Annotated in this window: 19 protein-coding genes and 1 pseudogene; 6 read left to right on the top strand and 14 right to left on the bottom strand. The window is 68.8% G+C overall.

Annotation, left to right across the window (positions count from 1 at the left end):
* Positions 1-279 precede the first annotated feature (279 nt).
* The 6 genes from H2Q94_RS13605 to pqqA form a co-directional block, all read right to left on the bottom strand.
* The gene (locus H2Q94_RS13605; protein ID WP_243795130.1) at positions 280-1,392 is read right to left on the bottom strand and encodes a sodium:calcium antiporter; all 1,113 of its coding nucleotides are present in this window, start codon (positions 1,390-1,392) and stop codon (positions 280-282) included.
* Positions 1,389-2,858: an ATP-dependent 6-phosphofructokinase gene (locus H2Q94_RS13600; protein WP_243795129.1), complete on the bottom strand. Its 1,470-nt coding sequence runs from the start codon at positions 2,856-2,858 to the stop codon at positions 1,389-1,391. The genes H2Q94_RS13605 and H2Q94_RS13600 overlap by 4 nt, the downstream gene beginning before the upstream one ends.
* Positions 2,859-2,928: 70 nt before the next feature.
* Positions 2,929-3,915, bottom strand: coding sequence for a class II fructose-bisphosphatase (glpX, locus tag H2Q94_RS13595; RefSeq protein WP_243795128.1), 987 nt, complete (start codon positions 3,913-3,915; stop codon positions 2,929-2,931).
* Between the two features lie 138 nt (positions 3,916-4,053).
* On the bottom strand, positions 4,054-4,659 hold the full coding sequence (hxlB, locus tag H2Q94_RS13590) for a 6-phospho-3-hexuloisomerase (RefSeq protein WP_243795127.1): 606 nt from the start codon (positions 4,657-4,659) through the stop codon (positions 4,054-4,056).
* A gap of 39 nt (positions 4,660-4,698) precedes the next feature.
* Complete coding sequence (locus H2Q94_RS13585) at positions 4,699-4,905, bottom strand: hypothetical protein (RefSeq protein ID WP_243795126.1); 207 nt, start codon at positions 4,903-4,905, stop codon at positions 4,699-4,701.
* Between the two features lie 202 nt (positions 4,906-5,107).
* Positions 5,108-5,203: a pyrroloquinoline quinone precursor peptide PqqA gene (gene pqqA / locus H2Q94_RS13580; RefSeq protein ID WP_243795125.1), complete on the bottom strand. Its 96-nt coding sequence runs from the start codon at positions 5,201-5,203 to the stop codon at positions 5,108-5,110.
* Between the two features lie 693 nt (positions 5,204-5,896).
* On the opposite strand from pqqA, the gene hxlA reads away from it, so the two are divergent.
* The 4 genes from hxlA (at position 5,897) to tkt (ending at position 10,307) form a co-directional block, all read left to right on the top strand.
* The gene (gene hxlA / locus H2Q94_RS13575; RefSeq protein WP_243795123.1) at positions 5,897-6,523 is read left to right on the top strand and encodes a 3-hexulose-6-phosphate synthase; all 627 of its coding nucleotides are present in this window, start codon (positions 5,897-5,899) and stop codon (positions 6,521-6,523) included.
* Positions 6,524-6,838: 315 nt separating this feature from the next.
* A complete protein-coding gene (gene rpe, locus H2Q94_RS13570; RefSeq protein ID WP_243795121.1) occupies positions 6,839-7,615 on the top strand; it encodes a ribulose-phosphate 3-epimerase in 777 nt (258 codons plus the stop codon).
* 17 nt (positions 7,616-7,632) lie between these two features.
* On the top strand, positions 7,633-7,896 hold the full coding sequence (locus tag H2Q94_RS13565; protein ID WP_243795119.1) for a hypothetical protein: 264 nt from the start codon (positions 7,633-7,635) through the stop codon (positions 7,894-7,896).
* 293 nt (positions 7,897-8,189) lie between these two features.
* Positions 8,190-10,307, top strand: coding sequence for a transketolase (gene tkt / locus H2Q94_RS13560; RefSeq protein WP_243795117.1), 2,118 nt, complete (start codon positions 8,190-8,192; stop codon positions 10,305-10,307).
* Between the two features lie 377 nt (positions 10,308-10,684).
* On the opposite strand, the gene pqqE is transcribed toward tkt, so the two are convergent.
* From pqqE to H2Q94_RS30510, 8 genes are all read right to left on the bottom strand, one after another.
* Positions 10,685-11,758: a pyrroloquinoline quinone biosynthesis protein PqqE gene (gene pqqE / locus H2Q94_RS13555; RefSeq protein ID WP_243795115.1), complete on the bottom strand. Its 1,074-nt coding sequence runs from the start codon at positions 11,756-11,758 to the stop codon at positions 10,685-10,687.
* Positions 11,755-12,018 (bottom strand): pyrroloquinoline quinone biosynthesis peptide chaperone PqqD, encoded by a 264-nt coding sequence (gene pqqD, locus H2Q94_RS13550; RefSeq protein ID WP_243795112.1) that lies wholly within the window; start codon positions 12,016-12,018, stop codon positions 11,755-11,757. Before pqqD ends, pqqE begins: the two co-directional genes overlap by 4 nt.
* Positions 12,018-12,713, bottom strand: coding sequence for a pyrroloquinoline-quinone synthase PqqC (gene pqqC, locus H2Q94_RS13545; RefSeq protein ID WP_243795110.1), 696 nt, complete (start codon positions 12,711-12,713; stop codon positions 12,018-12,020). Before pqqC ends, pqqD begins: the two co-directional genes overlap by 1 nt.
* Positions 12,710-13,597, bottom strand: a complete 888-nt coding sequence (gene pqqB, locus H2Q94_RS13540) for a pyrroloquinoline quinone biosynthesis protein PqqB (RefSeq protein WP_243795109.1) — start codon at positions 13,595-13,597, stop codon at positions 12,710-12,712. The genes pqqC and pqqB overlap by 4 nt, the downstream gene beginning before the upstream one ends.
* 522 nt (positions 13,598-14,119) lie before the next feature.
* Entirely contained in the window at positions 14,120-14,320 is a 201-nt protein-coding gene (locus H2Q94_RS13535) for a hypothetical protein (protein WP_243795108.1), read from the bottom strand.
* Between the two features lie 14 nt (positions 14,321-14,334).
* The gene (locus tag H2Q94_RS13530) at positions 14,335-15,687 is read right to left on the bottom strand and encodes a M20/M25/M40 family metallo-hydrolase (protein WP_243795107.1); all 1,353 of its coding nucleotides are present in this window, start codon (positions 15,685-15,687) and stop codon (positions 14,335-14,337) included.
* Positions 15,688-15,910: 223 nt separating this feature from the next.
* Entirely contained in the window at positions 15,911-20,431 is a 4,521-nt protein-coding gene (locus H2Q94_RS13525) for an RHS repeat-associated core domain-containing protein (protein WP_243795106.1), read from the bottom strand.
* A 58-nt stretch (positions 20,432-20,489) separates the two neighbouring features.
* A complete protein-coding gene (locus H2Q94_RS30510) occupies positions 20,490-20,621 on the bottom strand; it encodes a hypothetical protein (RefSeq protein ID WP_258718696.1) in 132 nt (43 codons plus the stop codon).
* 323 nt (positions 20,622-20,944) lie between these two features.
* Between H2Q94_RS30510 and H2Q94_RS13520 the strand changes: the two are divergent.
* Both H2Q94_RS13520 and H2Q94_RS13515 read left to right on the top strand, forming a co-directional pair.
* Positions 20,945-21,081 (top strand): annotated as a pseudogene (locus tag H2Q94_RS13520) (IS701 family transposase); the annotation flags it as partial.
* Between the two features lie 436 nt (positions 21,082-21,517).
* A complete protein-coding gene (locus H2Q94_RS13515; RefSeq protein WP_243795105.1) occupies positions 21,518-23,476 on the top strand; it encodes an NACHT domain-containing protein in 1,959 nt (652 codons plus the stop codon).
* Positions 23,477-23,585 lie beyond the last annotated feature (109 nt).

Raw genomic sequence — 23,585 nt, 5'->3', positions numbered from 1 at the left:
GACAGTTCGCCGCGACAATGCACAAGTAGTCGCCCGACTCGTGCCTGCGCACGAGTCGGGCGCTGAACCGAACGCACATCCGCGGTGCTTCCGAGCTCCGTCTTCCCCGACGTGGAACGGAAAGTTACGTCGCCGAAGATTCGGCGGGCAAGATCGACGCGACGACCGCTGGCGAACGGCGCACGAACGGCGGCCTTACGACAACCAGCGGCAGCCATGATCGTCCTTTCCCCGCAATCTCCAACGGGCTCGCGGAGCCCGATCGTTCGCTGGAACGGCCTAGTCGCTGTCGATGGGCACTCCGCCGAAGACCGTCAGGCTGATGACGAAATAGCCGGCGTAGAGCGCGAGCAGCACCGCCCCGTGCCAGCGGCGCAGATGCCCGGTCGCCAGGAAGATCGCCGACAGGACGGTCATGCCCAGCAGGACCGGCAAGTGCCACGACAGCACGTTCTCGCCGACCGTGATGCTCCCGCCCACGAGCAGGACGATCCCGAGCTTGCCGGTCAGCGAGAACACGACGCTGCCGATGACGTTGGCGACCCCGATCTCCGGCGCACCCCTGCGTGCGGGCTCCACGGTGAGGAAGATGTCCTCCAGCGAGAGCGCCAGCGTCGCGATCGTGACGCCGAAAACGGTGCCGTCCATGTCAAAGGTCTCGAGGACGCCCTCGGTGCCCTGCCCGGCGAGCGCGGCACCTCCGATCAGACCGGCCAGTGCCAGCAACGCGAACAGCAGGCTGCCCCACAGGGGTCGCTGCCTCGCTTTGAGGAATCTCTGATCGACCCGCAGATCCCCGGGCAGCTCGAAGCCACCGCCCGTCCCCGAGCCCGCCGCGGGCGTGCGAGCGGAGAGCTGCTCACCGGTGGCGCCGGATTCCGAGGCGGTCGCGACCTTCACCGCGGCTGCCTTCTCAACCTGCTCGTAGAACTCCGCGCTGCGGAACACCGGGCGTCGCGCGGCGTACTCGCGATAACCGATCCAGCCGACGAACGCCACGAACAGGACCACCAGCACCACGCCCATGAACTGGGTCAACCCGCCGGTCGTGGCGAACAGCAGCATCGCCAGCGGCCCGGCCGCGAAGAGCACGAGGTAGTCCTTGGGGACGTCCACCCGGCACGGGGCGATGAGCGCCGCCAGCGCCAGCACGATTCCCATGATCGCGATCGTCGTGCCGATGACGGTGCCCAGAGCCGCGTGCTGCAGTTCCTCGACGTTGAGCACGATGCCGTACGCGAGGTCGTCGAACTCGATCCCGGTGAACAGCACCGCCACCAGGAACAGCGAAACGACCCACCGGCTGGACACCCCGACCAGGTATCCGATCAGCTTCTCCGCGCTGTACACCAGCAGCGCGATCCCCAACGCGAACTCCAGCACGGCCATCATCGGCAGCTCCTCATCGTGGTTGCGGTACTGACTGGGCCGGTACCGGGAACGTCGCGCGGCTCGCCCACGCCGCCGTCCCGCTCGTCCGGCGACCGGCAGATTCCCCGGTAGTCCTGAGCACTCGTCCTGCTGTGCAAGCCGTACGTGGAAGCCAGGTGACCGGTCGCTTCGAGCACGGACATCCACAGATCACCGTCGGGATCGACCTCGTTGCGGTGGCTGATGATCAGCGGCATCGGCACGTGCACGAAGCGGCGCCGCCAGCGCACCACCGCGGTCTCGGTGCGCCCTGCCATGGCCGCGTGCACCGCGGCGTGGGCCAGGCGCAGGCAGTAGACGCTGTCGTAGGCGTTGGCGGTCACGCTGCGCACGGCGTAGCTCGGATCGATGTAGCGCACCGTGGGCGACAGACCGGCCTCGGTCAAGTGCGCGGTGATGGTCTCCCGCAGCAGTGCACCGATGTCGCCGAGTTTGGCGTTCCCGGAGGGATCGGTGGCGTCGGCGAGCAGACCGCGCTCCTCCAGCAGGTCCTGCCCCGCGCCCTCGGCCGCGACGATGACCACGAAGCCCTTCTCCCGCACGTGCCGCTCCACACGAGCCAGCAGGCCGTCCGGCCCGTCGAGCGCGAACGGCACCTCCGGGATGAGCACGACGTCGGCGGCGTTGCGGGCCAGCGAGGCGTAGCAGGCGATGAAACCCGAATGCCTGCCCATCAGCTTCACGATGCCGATGCCGTCGGGACTGGCCGCGGCCTCGATGGCGACCGAGTCGATGAAGTTGGCCGCTTGCGCGAACGCGCTCTGGAACCCGAAGGACTGGTCGGTGTAAGGCAGGTCGTTGTCGATGGTCTTGGGCACGCCGATGACCGCGATGTCCAGATCACGTCGGCGGATCGCGGCCACCAGGTTCGTGGCGGCGCGCATTCCCCCGTCGCCACCGATGACGAACAGGACGTTGACCCCGCGCAGGACCAGGCTGTCCACCATCTCGTCGGGCTCCTGCGCACCGCGCGAGCTGCCCAGGATGGTGCCGCCGGAGTTGTGGATCTCGCGGACGCGATCCGGCGTCAGATCCTCGGTGTCGTGGCAGTTCTCCGCCGTCAGCCCGCGAAGTCCGTTGCGGAATCCCAGGATCCGCTGCACGCCGTAGTGCACGGTGAGCTCCTGGACGATGCCCCGGATGACGTCGTTGAGACCCGGGCACAGTCCGCCGCAGGTCACCACGCCCGCCGTGACGCTGGAGAGGTCGAAGTAGATCTTCCGGCGCGGACCGGCCGCTTCGAAGCTCGGCAGCAGGTTCGGCGGCAGGTCGTGCTCGGCGAGCATCGAAACGGTGTCCTCGAGCAGGACCCGGTCGCCCTCCGCTACGTAGTGCGGCGAAGTCCGCTTGGCCGCGAGCACCTCGTAGAACGGTGAGTCGTAGTGGCACTCACCGAGGTGGCGAACGCGCAGGTTTTCCAGGTGCATGTCACCGAATCTCCTCAACAACGAAGGTGCACGAGGCCGGCGGATTCGATGCCGAGCCGGCCCCGCGCCGTCAAGACGCCATCCGGAGCATGGAGCCGAAAGTCGTGTGCGAGACGCGGCGCACCTCACCGCGGGAAACGAGCAGGGATTCCGCGAGCACCGTGCCCCCGGATTCCCGCGGCTCGCTCAACAACGCGCCCCCTGTGACGCCGGTGGCTGCGAACAGCGCGTCGCCACCGACCAGCTCGTCGCGAACGTAGATGCGGTCGACGTCCATGCCCGCCGCACGGATCGCGTCGGCCTCCTCTTCGCGTTGCGGGGCCAGGCGACCGAGCATGTCGCCGCCCAGTGCGCGCACCGCCGCCGCGGTCATCACGCCCTCCGGCGTGCCCCCGATGCCCAGGAGCAGGTCGGCGGAGCCGGTCGGCAGCAGCACTTCGAGGCTGCCGCCGACGTCGCCCTCCGCCGGGGTGTGCACGGCCGCGCCCGCCTTCAGCACCCGCTTGATCAGGTCCTGGTGCCGCGGCTTGTCCATGATGACCACGCGCAGCTCGCCTACCTGCTTGCCGAGGGCCTCGGCGACCTTGCCGAGAGTGCGCTCCGGCGGGTCGGCGAGGTCCACGGCGCCCTTGGCCTGCGGCGGCACCACGATCTTGTCCATGTAGAAACCGGGACCGGGCGACCACATCGTCCCGGATTCCGCGAAGGCGATGGTGGCCATCGAGCCCGGCAGGTTCTTCGCGCAGAACGAAGTGCCCTCGAGCGGGTCCACGGCGATGTCGAAGTCCGGGCCGCCCAGACCGTTGCCCACGGTCTCACCGTTGAACAACATCGGGGCCTCGTCCTTCTCGCCCTCCCCGATGACCACCACGCCCCGGCCCGGGGCGTCGGCCAGCACCTGGCGCATGGCCTCGGTCGCCGCCGCGTCGGCTGCTTTCTTGTCGTTGCGGCCGACCCAGGGGTGGCTGGCCACCGCCGCGCTCCGGGTTGCGGCCAAGGCCACCGACTCCAGCGTGCTGATGTCGGTGCGCTGCGCGGTCTTGTTCTGGCGCTGCATCACGGACTCCTTGTCTCGTCTCATGCCTCAGTACGGCGGAATGCCTGCGAAATCGGGCGAGCACTGCGAGCAGATCCGGACTCGTCCACGCGTGATGTGCGAAGTGCGTGCGCTGCCGGCGAAATCGCCGGGCACCGGTCATTCGAGATTCGCGTGCAGCCGCCAGAGCTCACTGGCCTGGGTGCCGCTGGAACGCCACAGGGTGTGGAACAGCGCGTCGGTGAGCAGCAGGACCGACTGCTCGAACAGGCTGCCCCCGTACTGGGTGGAGGCCGTTCCGTCGAAGTCCTGCTTGTCGGCCGCCGGGATCACCAGCACCTCGGTCGCGGTCTTGGCCAGCGCGGAATCGGGATTGGTGGTCAGCGCCACCACGCTCGCGCCCTGAGCGCGCGCGGTCTCGGCCGCTCGCACCACGCGGGCCGTGGAACCGGAGCCCGAGGCGGCCACCAGGACATCGCCGGAACCGATCGCCCGCGCGGTGGTCTCGCCCACGACGTGGGTGTCCAGTCCGAGGTGCATGAAGCGCATCGCGGCCATCTGCAAGGCGAGTCCGCTGCGCCCGGTGCCGACGGTGAACACAGCGGACGCTTCGAGCAGCAGCGCACCCGCGCGAGCCCACGCCGCGGGCTCGATGCCCTTGCGAATCTGGTCCACCTCGGTGCTGATGGCCATCGTCGCGTAACTGAAATGCGGCGGATTCAGCTTTTCACCGAGGTTCTCGTGAGCGGTGTCCGTACCCGTCATTGAGCACACTCCACTGGTCGGTCGGATGTATTCGTCGTTTCAGCGCGCGAGCGTCGTGTCGCGGCGCGGGACCGGAGTTTCCTTGACCCTATTGGGTTTCAGGTCGCCACCCGGACGAATCACGCTGGAGAGACTGCACGGATCGGTACGTCCAGTCAACGTATCCGCAACGAAGAGATACCAGGGTCGTATGAGCGGTTCCGGAATCCGATCAAACGGAACCGCCGCAATCTCCGCATCGATCATGACTCCGATCGGTCGGCGGAGGATGCGCATTCGCGCACCGCGTGGTCTCCGCGCCGAAGGGGCGTCAAGCCGATCGGCAGAGCTCGCGCGACGGCGTGCGGCGCTCCCAGCGGCCGTTCACCCTGGTCACGTGACTGTGGGCACCGGATCTCCGGTGCCCACAGTCACGCGTTACCGCTCAGCCGCCGACCGGCGGACGAGCTCAGTCCTCAGCCTGGGCGACGTACATGGTCACCTCGGCCGCGCACCCGATCTCCTCGAATCGCGGCGTTTCCCACTGCGGGGCAACGGACTCCATGGCTACACCTCCTTTCGAGAATCGACGGGCAAGGCCCCTGACAGGACCCAGGGTTTTGCCACGGCCGGCGCTTCGGCGGACATCAGGACCACCGGAGCCGAGGCCGGGCGTTACCGCACTTCCCCGCCCGAGGCCGACCGGACGAATGGCGCTCATCGCGAACAGCGGCGACCGCCAGGCCACGCGGACGGGCGGGGACGAAGCTCCGGGACTCGCCCGCCGCGCTCTTGGGGCGGATCTGCATCCGAACGATTCAGAGGAGTCAGATCCTCTTCCGGAAACACCCGGACGATTCGGAACGCGGCGATGATACGTCGACGTTCATCCGGATCGCAACACCATTCTGCGACTCCCCCGGAATTGCCATTTGGAAGTGCGCCATCGCCGTCTGTGCTTCCTGGGCATCCGTTCGTTCGGGCGCCGTTGACCAGACGTACAGATCCGTGCAGTGTCACAGGCCGTTGCCCGTTCTCGCTCCGCCGCAGAACCGCGGGGCAACAGAACGGGCAGCCGGAATGATTCGAGGAACGGCACCTGCTGAACGACGTCGTGATCCACTGACCATTCTTCCCGGACTCCGGGAAATCCGGATACGTGTGACCGCATTGCGCGTCGCGTTGTGGATCCCGGCGCAGGACCACCCGCGCCCGAAGAACCGCAACGCCACCGAGCACGACTGACGAGGAGAACACCGTGAAGCTGCAGGTAGCACTGGACGTCGCCACCCTCGGCGACGCGCTTTCGCTGGCGTACCAGGCCAAGGACTACGTGGACGTCCTCGAGCTGGGCACCCCGCTGATCAAGGCCGAGGGCCTGTCGGCGATCACGGCGATCAAGGCCGCGCACCCGGACAAGCTCGTTTTCGCCGACATGAAGACCGCCGACGCCGGTGAGCTGGAGGCCGACCTCGCGTTCGCCGCGGGCGCGGACCTGGTCACCGTCATGGGCGCGGCCGACGACGACACCGTGCGCGGAGCCGTCGCCGCAGGCAAGAAGCACGGCAAGGACGTCGTCGCCGACATGATCACCATCGTGGAGGGCCGGGTCTCCCGGATCCGCGAGGTCTCGAAGATGGGCGTGTCCTTCGTCGAAATTCACGCCGGGCTCGACGAGCAGGCCAGGCCCGGCTACACGATCGAGCGCCTGGTCGAGGACGGGCGGCAGGCGGGCGTTCCGTTCTCCATCGCCGGTGGGATCACCGCCGAGACCATCGCCGCCGTGCAGGACGCCGGTGCGGTCGTCGCGGTGGCGGGCGGGGCGATCCGCAGCGCCGAGGATCCGGCCGCGGCCGCCAAGGCCCTCAAGAGCCGGATCCGCTGACGGCACAGCACATGCGCGGGAGGCGGAAGGGGCCGGTTCGTTCTTCGGGCCGCCCCTTCACCTCCCCGACATCGGTGCCCGCAATTCGGTTCCGGGACGCGGCGACGCAGTTCTTGATCACCGCTGGGCAATTGCCACCACCATTTCGCCGAGGGCGACCACGACCGCGAAGTCGCCACTGCCTCGAATTGCGTCCTGGGAACCGACCGAACCGCGAAGTAGCGACTTCAGGCGTCCTCGGCGGACTCGTCCTCACCGATCTTCGCGGGGACGCCGACTCGAGCAAACCGGACAAGTGATCGGGAGGATCGCTCGATGGTCGATCAGCCAGGAACGACCCCGCACGCGGGCGCGCGGCATTCCGCCCCGCGTCGGCCGTTGGACGAACCGGTGATCGTGGGTTCGGTCCTCGGCGCCGACTACGCGAACCTCGGCAACGAAGTCGCGAGCCTCACCGCCGCGGGCGTCGGGCGCATCCAGTGGGACGTCATGGACCGGCGCTTCGTGCCCAACATGACGTTCGGCCCGGATGTGGTGGCTGCCTGCCGGAAGTACGGCGACGTGCCGTTCGAGGCCCACCTCATGGTGCAGGACCCGGACCCGATGCTGGCCGACTTCGTCGCGGCCGGATGCGAGACCGTCATCGTGCACGCCGAGACCTGCCCGCACCTGCTGCGGACCCTCGCCACGATTCGCGAACTCGGGGCGCAGGCCGGCGTGGCCGTCAACCCGTCCACCCCGCTCAACTTCGTCCACCACGTGCTCGATCACCTCGACGAGATCGTGATCATGACCGTCAACCCCGGTTTCGGCGGGCAGAAGTACATCCCCGCGATGGAGGAGAAGGTCGCCGAGATGCGGGCGCTGGTGGACGGCTCCGGTCGCGCGGTGCAGATCGAGGTGGACGGTGGCATCTCCACCGCCACCGCTAAGGCGGCCTGGTACGCGGGAGCCGAGCTCCTCGTCGCGGGCTCCGCCGTGCTCTCCCACCCGGGCGGGAAGAAGGCCGCGGTGGCCGAGCTGCACCGCGCCATGACTTCCCCGCAGCCCGAAACCGTGAACGGGAGCAGTGTCCACAGAAGACTTGCGTGAGAGGAAGGGGAAATCCTATGGCGCTCAACGAAAAAGCTCTGCACCAAGCGCAACGTTCCTTGCTGCTGGAGGCCGCCGCGGTGCTACGCCGGCGATACGCGCGCGTCGGCCGCGACGACAGCGTGTCCCCCGGCGCGGCGGAAGGGCTGTCCCACTTCCTCGAAGGAATCGCCCGATCCGAGCCCGCACTGCACAAGGCCGACTTCAACGAGGCGATCGCCCTGGCACACCGCCTGATCGACGACGACCACCCCGAACGCTCCCGGCTCTGGCCCGCTTAGGCGGCCCCTCGAAATGGCGCGCGTAGTGGGTCGGGTAGCGGAACCTCGGCGGCTTCCTCGCTGCGGGATCGATTTCGCAAGTGGCTCCGCCACGAGCGAGATCGCTGTCCTCGCGTGGAAGCCGCCGAGAACCCGCCGGTGGTCGGTCCGCTCAAGCCGGTCACTGCTCATCGGCTCCGCCGCTGACAAGACACAGATCAAAAGATCATCCTGCACGGCCCCCAAGCGCGCAGCCAGGACCCAGCCCCCAGCAAAGACCAACGAAGCACCACGAGCGTCAGGAGTGCGCGTTCATGACCGCGAACGAAGCCGATCGTCGCGTGAGCGACGACATCACCCGCTTGACGACCGCCGCCGTCCCCAGCGACTGGACCGAGCTGGACGTGCGGGCTATCGACACCGCCCGCGTGCTGGCCGCCGACGCGGTGGAGCAGTGCGGCAGCGGCCACCCGGGCACCGCGATGAGCCTGGCGCCGGCCGCCTACGCGCTGTTCCAGCACGTCATGCGACACGATCCGAACGACCCGAACTGGCTCGGCCGGGACAGGTTCGTGCTCTCGGCGGGCCACTCCAGCCTGACGCTGTACGTGCAGTTGTTCCTGTCCGGGTACGGGCTGGAGATCAACGACATCAAGGCGCTGCGCACCTGGGGCTCGCTCACCCCTGGCCACCCCGAGTACGGGCACACCAGCGGCGTGGAGACCACGACCGGACCGTTGGGCCAGGGTTTGGCGAACGCGGTGGGCATGGCGATGGCGGCCCGGCGCGAACGCGGCCTGCTCGATCCCGAGCCCGCGCCCGGTGAAAGCGTTTTCGACCACCGGATCTACGTGATCGCCTCCGACGGCGACATCGAGGAGGGCGTCACCTCCGAGGCTTCGTCGCTGGCGGGCACTCAGCAGCTGGGCGACCTCACGGTGATCTACGACGCGAACGAGATCTCAATCGAGGACGACACCAAGATCGCGCTGTCCGAGGACACCGCGAAGCGCTACGAGGCCTACGGCTGGCACGTGGTGACCGTCGACGGCGGCGAGCGCATCACCGACCTGCTCGAGGCGCTCAAGGCCGCCCGGGCGGAGACCCACCGGCCGACGCTGATCGTGCTGCGCACGGTCATCGGCTACCCGGCGCCGACCAAGATGAACACCGGCAAGGCGCACGGCGCCGCGCTGGGCGCCGAGGAGCTCGCCGAGGTCAAGAACCTGCTGGGGTTCGACCCCGACCGGACGTTCCAGGTCGACGACGGGGTGCTGGACCACACCCGAGCGGTCGGCGAACGCGGCCGGGCCGCCCGCGAGAAGTGGCAGATCGCCTTCGACGCGTGGGCCGAGGCCAACCCGCGGCGCAAGGCGCTGCTGCACCGGATGCAGGCGCGCGAACTGCCGTCAGGGTGGGCCGACGGGCTGCCGAGCTGGGATCTCGCGGAGAAGGACGTCGCGACCCGGAAGGCATCGGCCGAGGTGCTGGCGTACCTGGCGGACGTGCTGCCGGAACTGTGGGGCGGCTCCGCCGACCTGGCGGAGAGCAACAACACCACCATGAAGGGCGCGGACTCGTTCGGGCCGGAGAGCACCTCCACCAGCACGTGGAACGCCAACCCCTACGGGCGGACGCTGCACTTCGGCATCCGAGAGCACGCCATGGGCTCGATCCTCAACGGCATCGCGCTGCACGGCGGGACCCGCCCCTACGGCGGCACGTTCCTGGTCTTCAGCGACTACATGCGCCCGGCCGTGCGGCTGGCGGCGCTGATGCACCAGCCCGTGATCTACGTCTGGACCCACGACTCGATCGGCCTCGGTGAGGACGGGCCGACGCACCAGCCCGTCGAGCACCTCGCCGGGCTGCGGGCCATCCCGGGTCTGGCGGTCGCGCGCCCTGCCGACGCCAACGAGACCGCTGCGGTGTGGAAGGCCGCCCTGGAACACTCCGACGGCCCCACCGGGCTGGCGCTGACCCGGCAGGGGGTGCCGATCCTCGAGGGCACGAATCCGGAAGGCGTGTCCCGCGGCGGCTACGTCCTCGCCGAGGCATCGTCGGGCGAGCCCGAGGTGGTGCTGATCGCCACCGGTTCCGAGGTGCAGCTGGCCGTGGCAGCCAGGAAGTCCCTGGAGTCCGAGGGAGTGGCCACCCGGGTCGTGTCCATGCCGTGCGTGGAGTGGTTCGACGCGCAGGACGAGTCCTACCGCCGCGCGGTGCTGCCCCCGGCGGTGCGCGCACGGGTCGCCGTGGAGGCCGGGATCGCGCAGTGCTGGCACCGCTTCGTCGGGGACGCGGGCGAGGTCGTCTCGCTGGAGCACTTCGGCGCCTCGGCCGACCAGCGGACGCTGTTCACCGAGTTCGGGTTCACTCCCGAAGCGGTCACCGAAGCCGCCCGGCGCGCACTGCGCGCGGCCCGGTCGAGCTGACGCACGCCCCACCCGCGCTGCCGAGCACCTGACCGCCCGGCTCGCAGAGCTTCGAAGGCACCCCCACCGCGATTCGCCGGTGGGGGTGCCTTCGAGCGCGTGGAGTGGACCGCTCACAAGTGCGGGACGCGGCAAGGGACTGCCGGTGGGGGTGCTCTGTCGTGCCCGAAGCGACCGGCACGACGACACGTTCTCACCTCAACGGTCGGACCCACGTCGACGACGTCTGAATCGTCGTCGACCACCGGTGCTTCGGCTTCGTGAGAATGCCGTAACTGGGAGTGAAACCCTGCGCTATCAACGGATGCTCGCCGGCCGGGCTCGCGATCACCGAGTCCCACGCTGATTCGGCACAGGACCATTCCGTACGAGCAGGCCTACCGGCGGAAGACCGGGTCCGGCGCCGGAGTGTCGCCGTTGGCGCGCTCCACGGCATCGGAGATCAGGTGGTGGTCCGGCGAGTGCACACAAACCGGGTCGGTGCGCGCGGCGTCCCCGGTCAGCGCGAACGCCTGGCAGCGGCAGCCCCCGAAGTCGATTTCCTTGCGCGCGCAGCTGCGGCACGGATCGGGCATCCAGTCGGTGCCCCGGAACGCCTGGAACGCGGGCGATTCCATCCAGATCCAGGACAGCGCGGCGGTGCGCACCGAGGGGAACTCGAGGCTGTCGATGTCGGCGGCCACCGGGCACGGATAGGCCATTCCGTCCGGGGCGACGGTGAAGCTGGAATGCGCCCACCCGCCCATGCACGGCTTCGGATACCGCTCGTAGTAATCCGGCAGGATCCACAGCAGCTCCATGCGGCCTGCCAGCTCCTCCTTGCGGCGCCGGTAAACTTCCTCGCCGCGGGCCAGCTGCTCGCGGCTGGGCATCAGCACCTCGCGGTTGCGCAACCCCCAGCCGTAGTACTGGGTGTTGGCCAGCTCCAGGCGCTCGGCGCCCCAGGAGTCGCAGACGTCGATGATCGCATCCAGCCGGTCGAGGTTGAGCCGGTGCAGCACGACGTTCATGTTCAGCGGCAGTCCGCTCTCGCGGATGATGCCCGCCGCCTCCACCTTCTTGTCGAACCGCTTGCTGTCCGCGATCAGCGCGGTGGACTCCGGGTTGTCGCCTTGGACGCTCAGCTGCGCGCTGTTGAGACCGGCGGCGACCAGTCCTTTCGCCCGGCGCTCGGTGAGCCCGAGCCCGCTGGTGATCAGGTTGGTGTAGAGCTCGCAGCGGTCCGCCTCGGCGATCAGCTCCTCCAGATCGTTGCGCAGCAACGGCTCGCCGCCGGAGAAGTGCACCTGCAGCACGCCGAGCTCGGCGGCCTCCCGGATCACCCGCAGCCAGTCCTCGGTACCCAGTTCCTCCTCGCGCGGCCGCAGCGCCAGCGGGTTGGAGCAGTACAAGCAGTGCAGCGGGCACTTGTGGGTGAGCTCGGCCAGCAAGCCGTAAGGCGCGTTGATCATGTCGTCACCCAGCCTTTTTCGCGCGCTTCGCGCAGGAATTCCAGCACGTCGTCGGACAGGCCGTCGGCCTCGAATTCGGCTTCCAGCTTCGCGACGATCTCGACCGCGGTGCGGGTGCCGTCGCACAGCCGCAGGATCGCGGCGCTGGAGGTGTTGAGCCGCACCACCCGCTCGGGCAGCAGCAGCATGTCGTCGCCGCGCACCTTGTCGAAGCGCAGCCTGCCCTTGGGCACCAGGCGCGGCCTGCCGTCGAGGTCCATCAAGAGTCCTTGCCGAACGTCAGCTGCACCGTGTCCAGCAGGGTCCACAGCACGTCGCACTTGAACTCCAGCGCCCGCACGCAGGCCTCCTGCTGCTCCCGCGTCGTCGCGTTGTCGAGCACCAGCTCCAGCAGGTGCTCGATGTCGGCGGGCTGCTGGGTCAGCCGGACCCGGAAGTACTCCAGGCCCTCGGCGCCGATCCACGGGTAGTGCTCGCGCACGTCGGTGATGCGGCGGCTGAGCAGATCCGGGGCGAACAACTCGGTCAACGCCGAGGCCACCGCCTCCAGCCACGACCGGTCGCGGCAGAACTCCACGTAGGCGTCCACCGCGAAGCGCACCCCGGGCAGCACCGTGCGGGTGTCGTGCAGCTCCTCGCGGGTGAGCCCGACCGCCTCGCCGAGCCGCACCCAGCGCTCGATGCCGCCCTCGGTGCCCGGCGTGCCGTCGTGGTCGGTGATGCGCTTGATCCACCGCCTGCGGTGCTCCGCGCCGGGCAGTTTGGTGAGGATGTAGGCATCCTTGATCGGCAGGTTGAGCTGGTAGTAGAAGCGGTTGCGCGCCCAGCCGCGGAACTCCTCCTCGGTGAGGTCGCCGGCGTGCATCCGCTCGTTGAACGGGTGCAGGTGGTGGTAGCGCCGCTCGCCGACCTCCCGCAGCTCCTCCTCGAACTCCGCAGCGGACAACGGCGTCATAGCTCGACCTCCAAACCGGCGTGCCCGACCTCGATGCCCTGCCGCTGCAGGCTGCGGCGTTCCGCGGACCCCTCGGCGAGGATCGGGTTGGTGTTGTTGACGTGGACGTAGATCTTGCGACCGGGCAGCTCGGCCAGCTTCCGCGCGGAGCCGTCCGGGCCGTCGACGGGCATGTGCCCCATGGACAACCCCGGCCGGGAACCCGTGCCCTGGCGCGACATCTCGTCATCGGTGTGGAAGGTGCCGTCGCAGAACACGCAGTCGACGTCGGAGACCTGTGCGGCGAAGGCGTCGTCCCAGCGGGGCACCGTCGGGGCGTACACCGCCGTACCGCCGGTCGCGGTGTCCTCCAGCCGGTAGCCCAGCTCCCAGTTCGGGCGGTCCGATGAGCCCACGTAGCGCGGCGGCTTGCCGCCGGTCCGGAACGGAGTCGCGCGCAGGCGCTCGTCCAGCTCGATCGGCTCGCCCGGTTCCACCGGCCGCCAGTCGATCGCGGCGTAGTCGCTGAGCAGGTCCCGCACCGGGAACCGCGTTTCGAGCGCTTCGAGCACCTCGGGCGTGCCGTGCACGACGAGGTCCGCGCCTTCGCGCAGCATGAGCAGACCGATGGTGTGGTCGAATTCGGCGTCGGTGAGCAGTACCCCGGACACCGGGGTGTCCCGCGGGCCGGGGCCGGGGTGCAGCTTCGGGTCGGCTGCGATCTGGTGGTGCACGTCCGGGGTGGCGTTGAGCAGGAACCACCGCTGTCCCGTCCCGGAGACGGCGAGACCGGCGTGCATGCTGGCTCGTTCCGGCCGTTCTCGGGCCGCGCGGCAGCCGCCGCAGGCGCAGTTCCACTGCGGGAAACCGCCGCCCGCGGCGACTCCGAGACAACGCAGCAGCACCGGTTAGCCCCGGTGGAAGTAGCCGGTCGCCTCGGCGCAGACCTCGATCACGGTGTATTCAGGCTTTTCCCAGTTCATGCCATCCTCCTCGATCAACGGGATGACATCGAGCCTCCGCGATCAGTGGTTCCGTGACAACCCATCGGCAACCAGTGGATCCCGATCCCCGACCAAAGGTGCGTCTCCCGGGACGAGCGGCGGCGCAGGATCAGCCCTGTTCGTTTCTCCGCTGCGCCGGTGCGGATCTCCGGCTCTCGCAACGCGGCTTCTGACACGTCGCGCAGTTCGCAGGCTTGTCGCGCGGCTTCGCGGGAGGTGCAAACGACCGCGAAATCGTTGACACCGGCGCGTTCCTCGAAGCTCGCCTCGGCAAGCCCCGGGGACTGGAATCATCTGCAAGCCCGACGGTCATGCGTGCCTCCCAGGGACACGTCCAGACCCACAGCCGAGTCACTCTCGACCTCGGCTCGTCGCCCGAAGAGATCTTCGAAGCCACCGAGATCAGCTCGCCCGGAACCGGAGTCACCGCTTTCCAGACCGGCTTCGACGCCCGGCAGGAAGTCGGACGCTTTGAGCAAGCCCGCGCAGGACTTCATCCCCCAGGAAGACGCCGGTCTGCGTCACCGCGACCCTGCGCTCGTACTGCTCTCGGCCGGTGTCCTCCATGGTGCCGGTGAACGCCACCTCGTCGACGTCGAGGTGACCGATCAGGTACTCGCCCACCTCGCGCCCGCTGCTCAGGCTTCGCGCAGGAACCGGTCCAGGACCCGCGTTCCGAACCGCAGCGCGTCCACGGGAACGCGCTCGTCGACGCCGTGGAACAGGGCGCTGAAGTCGAGTTCGGCAGGCAGTCGCAGCGGCGCGAAGCCGTAGCAGTTCATGCCGAGCCTGCTGAACGATTTCGCGTCGGTGCCACCGGACATCATGTACGGCAAGGTCTTCGCCGCCGGATCTTCGGCGATCAGCGACGTGCTCATCATGTCCACCAAGCGGCCTTCGAACTTCGTCTCGACCGGCGGCAGCCCGACCCATTCCCGTTCGACGTCCGGACCGAGCAGCTCGGCGAGCTCGCGGTCGAACTCCTCTTCGCGCCCCGGCAGGATCCGGCAGTCCACCGCGGCCTCCGCCACCGACGGGATCACGTTGTGCTTGTACCCGGCGGTGAGCATCGTCGGATTCGCCGTGTCCCGCAGCGTCGCTCCGACGATCCGCGACAGGTTCCCCAACTTCGCCACGGAACCGTCCAGGTCGTCGGCCGGGAAGTCCCACCCGGTCAACTCCGTGACCCCGTCGAGGAACTCCCGCACCGAGTCGTTGAGCACCAGCGGGAACCGGTGACGGCCCAGCTTCGAGACCGCCTCGGCCAGCTGCGTCACCGCGTTGTCCTCGTGCACCATCGACCCGTGCCCGGCCCGCGCCCGAGTGCGCAGCTTCAGCCAGCGGATGCCCTTCTCCGCGGTCTGCACCAAGTAGGCGCGAACCCCGTCCTTGAACGTCACCGAGTAGCCGCCGACCTCGCTGATCGCCTCCGTGCAGCCCTCGAACAGCTCCGGCCGGTGATCCGCCAGCCACTGCGCGCCCTGCAGTCCCCCGGCTTCCTCGTCGGCCAGGAACGCGAACACGATGTCCCGCTTCGGCGTGATCCCGTCCCGCTTGAACCGCCGCGCCACGGCCAGGCTCATGGCCAGCATGTCCTTCATGTCAACGGCGCCGCGCCCCCACACGTAGCCGTCCTGCACCGCCCCCGAGAACGGGTGCACCGACCATTCGGAGGCGTCCGCGGGCACCACGTCGAGATGCCCGTGCACCAGCAGCCCGCCCCGGTCCGACCCGGCACCGGGCAGCCGCGCGATCACATTCCCACGGCCCGGGTGGTCACCGGACTCGACGTAGGTCGTCTCGTACCCGACCTCCGCCAGCTTGTCCGCGACGTACTCCGCGGCGACCCGCTCGCCGGCCAGCGTCGCCGGATCGCCCGTGTTCGTCGTATCGATCCTGATCAAGTCGCTGGCCAGCCCGACGACCTCGTCCTCGGCCTGCCGCAGACCGGCGTCATGATCGTCCGCAGTGGTCTCCCTGTGCTCGCTCACCAGCCTTTTCTACCATCTTTGCGCGTTGTGCCAGGTGTGGTCTTGGTGTGCGGGATGACCGTGCAGCGTGGCGGGTGCGGCGCTGCTGGTGTACCGGAGGGCGGGCCGTCGAGGCGTTGCCGACGGCCGCCGTCCGTGCCTCCCACCGAAGAGTCCCGCTCCAGCCGAGCAGCGGGCGACCACAGCCGGTACCGAGGACGTGCCGAGCCGCATCCGCCTGCTCTCACGATCCGGGATGAACCTGCGTGATCGCCCCCGGATGCACGGCTCCGCCCAGGAGGGTCTCCTTGGATTTTTCCGCGAACCCCGTCGCCGTCTTCCCCCATTCGCCTCCGCACAACTTGGTGGCTTTGTCCCGTCCCGCCTGGGTCGAGACGTCGAAGACACTGCCGGGACCGCCGCTGCCGAGCTCCTTGTACTTTTTCAGGTCGATCGCGACCGTCCGCTGACCAGGTTCGCGGTGCGTTTCCGCCACCGAGTAGTCCTTCGTCGTGGAAATGAACCGGGACTTGAAATCGGGCCCACTGCCTTTGCCGACGTGCCCGGACGGTTTGCCCATCTCGTCGTATTTGATCTGGCCCGCCTTAGGACCCCGCTGATACCTTTCCGGCACGAAATCCTTGTTCTTGGGGAACAGGCCCTTGCGCGGGTCCTCGTCCGCCCGAATGTTCCGGTACACGATGTTGCGGGAACCCGCGCTACAGCCACCGGGCGAGCCGGTGAGCCCGAGCGGGTCCATCCACGTGAGCGGGTTGTGCACGTACGCCGCGGGGTTCGGTGACGGGTCGAGGCCCAGCGGGTCGTTGCTGGTGAACCGCGCCGTGGCCGGATCGTAGTAGCGGTGGACGTTGTAGTGCAGGCCCGTTTCGGCGTCGAAGTACTGCCCCGGGAAGCGCAGCGGCGTGCCCGCCTGACCCGGCGCCGACGGCAGCGGCTCGCCCCACAAGGTGGACCGGGCCTTCCACGCCAGGTTCCCGCGTGCGTCCACGAGTTCCATCGGCGTGCCGATGATGTCGGTGACGATCGAGTAGAACTCGGCGTCCACCCATTGCTGATCCGCCGTGAGCACTCGCGCGACCTGGGTGATCGGGGTACCGGTGGCCTCCTGGTAGTTCCAGGTGATCGCGCGCCGGCCGTTGTGCACCTGCTCGACCAGCACGGTGTCGTCCCAGGTGAACTCCACCTGCTCGACGACGGTCACGCCGTCCGGCGCAAGACGCTGCTTGGCCACCCGGCGGCCGAGGGCGTCGTAGCGGTAGACCCAGCGGGTGCCGTCCGGGGTGACCGCGCCGACCAGCCGGTCCTCGGCGTCCCAGCTGAAATGCCAGGTGTCGGGCTTGTGGGACAAGCGCTTCCGCTGCCGCATGACGACCCGGCCGTGCGCGTCGTAGGCGTAGGTCAAGCGGCCCGCAGCCTGGAGCCGTGTGCCCTGGTACGCGCGCGGCCCCTGCGCATCGGGCTCCATGCCGGACACAGCCGGCCATGCCGCGTCCACCACGTTGCCCGCACCGTCGTAGGCGTAGCGCTCGGACCAGCCCGCGCCGCGCACGGCCGTCACCTGACCGGCGTTGTCGAGTTCGAACGAGCGGTTCCCCGCGAGCAGGTCGTCGATGGCCGCCACGTTGCCGTCCGGGCGGTAGCGGTACTTGCGCTGCTGGATCGGCCTCGCCTGCGGGTGACCTCCGGTCACCGCGGACATCTGCTGCTCCACCAGCCGGTCCCGCGCGTCCCACCGCTGCGCCAGCACCGTACCGGTGTCGAGCAGCCGCTCGACCTCGCGGCCGACCGGGTCGAAGCCGAAGCTCAGCGTGCGTCCTCCGGTACGCAGCCCGGTGGCCTGGTGGTCAACGTTGTAGTTCCAGACGCTCTCCGCACCGGTGGGCGTACGCCGGTACACCCGCCGCCCCGCCGCGTCGTAGCGGGACTCCAGCACCCGGCCGTTCACGGTTTCGCGGACCACTCGACCGAGCAAGTCCCGTACGAGGATCACGTCCGCATCGGCGTTGACCGCGCGCACCAGCCGTTCGGCCTCGTCGTACTCGAAACGCGAAACCTGGCCTCCGGAGTGCTTTTCCACCACCTTGCCGAGCTGGTCCCGCACGAACCGCGTGACCTCGCCCGCCCCGTTGACGCGCTCGATGAGCTGGCCCGCCGCGTCGTAGCCGTAGCGGATCTCGCTGCCGTCGAAATCCTTCTCCGCGATCAGGTTCCCCCTGGCGTCATACCGGTAGTGCCAGCTGAACCCGTTCGGATCGCGGACGGCGATCGGACGGAGCGCGGTGTCGTAGTCGAACTCCAGCCTGCTGCCGTCGGGCCGGGTCTCGCTGGACGGGAGGTCGAAGTGGGTCGTTTCGACACGGGTCAGCCGTCGCTGCTCGTCGAGGTACCCGACCCCGTTGCCCTCCGGGTCGTACTGCCACCCTTCGGTGGTGCCGTCCGGCAGGGTCCGCGACAGCAGGCTTCCCTCGACCGTCCACCGAAGCGTGGTCACCCCGCCGAGCGGGTCGGTGATCGTGGCGATCCGGCCGAACTGGTCGCGCGTGTAGCGAGTGGTCGCGCCCTGGCGGTCGGTGGCGGCGAGCACCCGGCCTGCCACGTCGTTCTCCATGCGGAGCACGCCGCCGAGCGGGTCCGTGATCGCCGCGAGGTAACCGCGCTCGTCGTAGGCGTAACCGATACCGGCCCCAGAGGGATCCACGACAGAGCTCGGGTTCCCGAACTCGTCGTAGGTGTAGCGCCAGACCCCGCCATCGGCCTCGACCACCGCGATGCGCCTGCCGATGCCGTCGTACTCGGTGATCTCTCGGGTGCCGTCCGGCCGCGTGATCTCGGTGAGTTCGCCCAGCAGGGCGTAGCGGTAGCGATAGGTGCGGCCCAGCGGGTCGGTGCGGGACAGCAATCGGTTGTGCTCGTCCCATTCCGACAGCGTCACGTGGCCGAGCGGGTCGGTTTCCCGGACCAGCTGATGCGCCTCGTTGAACTCGAAACGGGTGGCGTGACCTTCGGCGTCGGTGTAGATCGTGGTCGAACCGTCGTAGGCCCACTCGCCGGTGAGCGCGCCGCCCGAGCCTTCGGTGCGCACGACCCGTCCGATGCCGTCGTAGTGGTACCCGTACCACTCGCCGTTGCGGTCCTCCCAGCGCGTGATCCGCCCTGCGGCGTCGTAGCTGAACCGCATCGGGCGGCCGGATGAGTTGGCGACCTCCGCGAGTTGTCCGTCCACGTACGAATATCGGACGAGCGGGATGGTGTCGTCTCCGTCGCGCAACCGGAACTCGGTGATCAGCCCGTGGTCGGTGACCACGTCGATGTGGTGGCCGCCGGAATGCCGGATTCCGGTGAGCACGCCCGCGTCGTAGTCGAAGTCGATCCGGTCCCCGTTGCCGTCCACCACGGCGAGGATGGGGGCGACCCCGGTGGCATTCGGTCCGAAGTGGAGTATTTCGCCGGTCAGCGGCCGCCAGATCTGGTAGCCGTCGTCGGTGCGGGACAGCGGCCACCTCGCCCCCGCCTCCGGAAGCACGCCATGACCGGCCGCCGGATCGGGATACACCAGCAGGGCACCGTCCTCGGTCGCGAACACCACACCCTGCTCGTCGAATTCCAAGCGCTGATCCACTGTGGACGCCCAGGTTCGACCGAACGAACGGCCCGCGCGGTACGAGGAGATGTGGGCGCGTTGCAGCACCAGTGACAGCGCGGCGTCGATCCGCACATCGACCGTGGAATCGAACATGTCGCCGGTCGCCGGATCCACCGGGTCGCCGGAACCCGGTTTGCAGCCTTGATCACGTCCGGCGGTCTTCGGGTCGTTCGGGCGGGCGCTGCTTGCTTCGGTGCCGGCGGGACCGCTTCGGGGCGTGCCCCCTCCGTGGCCGTCGCCCGGCGCGTCGCCCTTGCCGCCGTCCGCGCCCTGCCCGCCGTTCCCGGACCCGGAACCGTCGGAGTTCTGCGATTTGGTCGAGGCGGGGCCGTCGGCCTTGCCGTTGTCGGCCTTGATCTTCTTGAGGGCCTTGCTCGCGTCGCCGAAGCCCTTCTGGAGATTCTTCAGCAGTGGCGTCAAGGCCTTCATCGCCTTGACCAGCTTCATGGTGATGTCAGCGATCTTCGACGCGACCTTGGCGACCTCGGCGACCACCTGCGGCACCACCCAAGCCGTCGCGATGCCCAGCGTCGCCAGCACTTGTAGCGCCCAGCTGACCAGGTGACCGACCAGCTCGGCGATGATGTCGCGGACCAGCGACCGCACCGCGCCGACGACTTCACCCGCGCTGCCGATGCCGTTGGACGCGCCCTCGGCCGCCTTCTTCGCGGCCTCGATCAGCGCCGCGGTGTCCTTGCTGCGTGCTCGGTATGCGTCACCGGCCACGCCGGTCCATTCGGCGGTGTCGGTGGTGACGAAATCGGTCATGTCCTCGCCGACCTTGCCCAGCTCGTCGGCGACGTTCTTCCACGTCTGCGAGTGCGCCTTGATCTGGTCCGGATCACCGGCCAACGCATCGAGGGCATCGGAGACCGGGCCGACGTGCTCCATCAGCCAACCCACACCCGCAGCCAGGATCGACCCGAACGGATCCAAGGCCATGCCCAGCGTGTCCAGGCCGGCCCCCACCGCACCCATCACGCCCGCGGCCCAATCTTCGGACTCGACCGCCTTCTTCGTCTCGTCGACCGATTCCATCAGCTGCACACCGGAAAACGACTGCGTCGAATCCTGACGCTCCGACACCAACGGATTCGTCACGACACCACTCCCAAGACAACCAGCACGGACAGATCAGAACGCAACAGCAGGGCGGGGATCAGTCCCGCAGCGGATCGAAGTCAGGGACCGACTCGTCATCGTCGTCGAGTTCGGGATGCCGCTGCGGCCGAGTTCCGCGGCTCCGCCGATACCCGGGCGGTTCGCGGCGCGGATGGTGCTCGCTGGGCATGACGCCTTCTCCTCGACGGCGGCCCCGCGCTTCAGACGACACCGGATCTGACCAGGTGGGTGGCCCGGAGAGGCCGTCGGCCGACCTTCCAGCACGAGCACATCGGCTCGCGTCCACTCACGAGAACGCTGCCAGGATATCCATGTTGCGCCGACCGTTAGCCTGACTCCCGGATTCGTGATCAAGCGTTTACCCGGACCGCGAGGGACACCAGGCGCCGAGACAGATCATCCACCACGAGCCCCGATCATGACAGAGCTTGATCAATCCACCTGGGGCACCCTCTGGTACCGCAACGGCACTCGCTCGAGTCGTAGCGGATCATGGTGGGTGTGGTCGCGGCGGAGCTGGAGCGGGCGCATGAGCGGATCGGTGGCCGGTTCGTGCGTTCGAAGCCGCGCACGAGTGTGTGACGGGCCTGGTCACGGGCCTCGCAAGGAAGACTCTGGCTGTTCGATCAGCAACCCCAGCGAGCTCGCTTGCTACGTCCACTGCGGACCCCACCGCTCGACCTCGCCTTGACCGCTGGATCACGCTGCCACATCGAGGAATTCACCGTGCACCGTGTTCGGCGCAGGTGTGGGACTCGTTGAATTCGGTGGCGAGCCGACCGCCTTGCTCCTCGCCGCGGTTACGATCGCGGTGATTTGCGGAGTGCTCGCCTTCGTGGGTTATGTCAAGCGTCGCTGAACCCCGTCCGCTGCCGCCGCCCACCGCCGATCAGACACCTGATGCCTCGGTGCGGATCCTTGCGGACCGCCACGAAACCTCAAGCCATCACGAGGACTTGCAGCGATCGAGATCCACCACCCAGGTTCGCGCGGGTTCTCCCGCAAGCCGTTCGTCCACGATGGACTCCCAAACGGGTTATCGAGTCGGGCCGTTGTGCCCGATCGGTGCAGATTCCGCACTTCACCGCCATCCACGATACCTACCGGGCCATCAGCTCGAAGCGGCTGGTGATCCTCGGTGGGGCCGGAGCGGGCAAGTCCGTGCTGGCCCACCGCCTCATCCTCGACCTGCTCGGAAGTGCCGGTTCCGGGCCGGTGCCGGTGCTGTTCAGCCTCGGCGACTGGAACCCCGCCACGACCGGACTCCGGAACTGGCTGATCCGGCAGCTCCTGCGCGACTACCCCTCCCTGGAACGACGCGACCGCACCACACGGCAGAACGGTGCCGAAGAACTCGTCGACCAGGAGCTGATCCTGCCCGTGCTGGACGGGTTCGACGAACTGCCCGAGCAGCACCACCTCGCCGCCATCGGGGACATCAGCAGCCTCGACATGCCCGTCATCGTCACCAGCCGGCCGGACGAGTACGCGAGCGCTGTTCGCTCCGCCAAAGCCGTGGGCGGCGCCGCGGCGATCGAGCTCGAAGACCTCGGCCTCGACGAATCCCACCGGTATTTGCGCCACAGCGCCGGAAAAGATTTCACCCCCGGTTGGGACGCGGTCTTCGACCGGCTGCGCCGTGCCGCCGTCGACACCCCGGCCGAGAACCTCCGGACGACCTTGACCACACCGCTGATGGTCATGCTCGCCCGCGCCACCTACAACGACGGTCCCGGGCGGCATCCCCACGAGCTTCTCGACGCCCAGCGCTTCCCCACTCGCGCCGACCTCGAAGAACACCTGCTCGCCAGCTACCTTCGCCTCTGCTACGACGACCGCGACACCGGCTCACCACATCCGGTGCGAGCACGCCGCTGGCTCAGCCACCTCGCCACCCAACTCAGCGCGCGCAACACCCACGACCTCACCTGGTGGCAACTGCCCGCCGGACTCCACCGGCACACCCGGGTGCTGACCACTGCAACCGCCGTCGGCGCGGCGATTTGGCTCGTCTACGGACTGTGGCAGGCGCTCGGATACGTCACGCCCGGGGCCGCCACCGTGCTCGCGCACGCAGCCCTCATCGGGCTCGTGGTCGGGCTCATCAAGGAAGCAGGGTTCGTCCGCGGGCAGGCCGGGCAGGAGCCCGGACGGTTCCGGCTGCGACTGCGGTTGCGCAACCGCGCCGGGATCGCCCGCAAGCCCTCCGGCCAGTCCTTGAACGAGTTCTTCAAGGGGATCGTGGTCGGGGCGGTGGTCGGGCTCGTAGCTGGTCAGGGGTTGGTGTCCGAGCTTTCGGCCGGGCTCGTGATCGGGCTCGTGGGCGGTGTTGCGGGCGCGGCCTTGGACGAACGAGCGGCCCTGCGGGCGCGCATGGACGGCGAGATGTTCAAGGTGATCGCGGCGCTGGCGACCACCGCGATCGCCATTCCAGTCGCGTTCACCTTCAGCATCGAGTTACCCCTCGGCATGGTGGCCGGTGTGCTGGCAGCGGGTCCCAGCGTGCGCGAATACCGGCTCTGGAGGGGAATCCCGCTCGGGTTCCTCGTCCTGACCACCGACGGGCTTTTCGCCGGGATCGCGGTCGGGGTCGCGTTCGGGCTCGTGAACGTCGCGGTCTCCGCACTCGGGGAAGCCCACGAACCCGACGCCGCCGACCCGTGGATCCTGCTGAGCACGGACCGCTCCGTCACGCTCGTCCAGACGATCCTGGCCGTGCCCGCGATCGTGCTCGCCGCCGTCCTCGTGCTCGACGCCCCGATCGAGACGGGCATCATGTACGGCCTGTTCGGCGGAATCGTCAGGCTCACGCTGTCGGCCTGGGGTAGCTGGCTCCTGTTCACGCGCCTGTGGCTCCCGTTGACCGGACGTCTGCCGTTGCGCCCGAAGCGTTTCCTCGAAGACGCCTACCAACGCGGAATCCTGCGCAGAACAGGCGCCACCTACCAGTTCCGCCACGCCCGGCTCCGAGACCACCTGCGCGCACTCCCCCCGCCGGGCGCAGGGCGCCACCAAGCCCGATAGCAGCAGCGTGCCGCTCCCGGATCCTGCGCGGCGCAAAGCCGGGAGCTCAGCAACGTGGCCATCGCCAGCGACCTGCCCTCGCAACCGCCGCGGGTTTCAGCGAGCAAGC

Origin of the sequence: Saccharopolyspora gloriosae (genome assembly GCF_022828475.1) — a bacterium.
Classification (GTDB): domain Bacteria; phylum Actinomycetota; class Actinomycetes; order Mycobacteriales; family Pseudonocardiaceae; genus Saccharopolyspora_C; species Saccharopolyspora_C gloriosae_A.
Note: the sequence above shows the minus strand (reverse complement) of the source record. Positions and strands in the feature narration are given on the sequence as shown.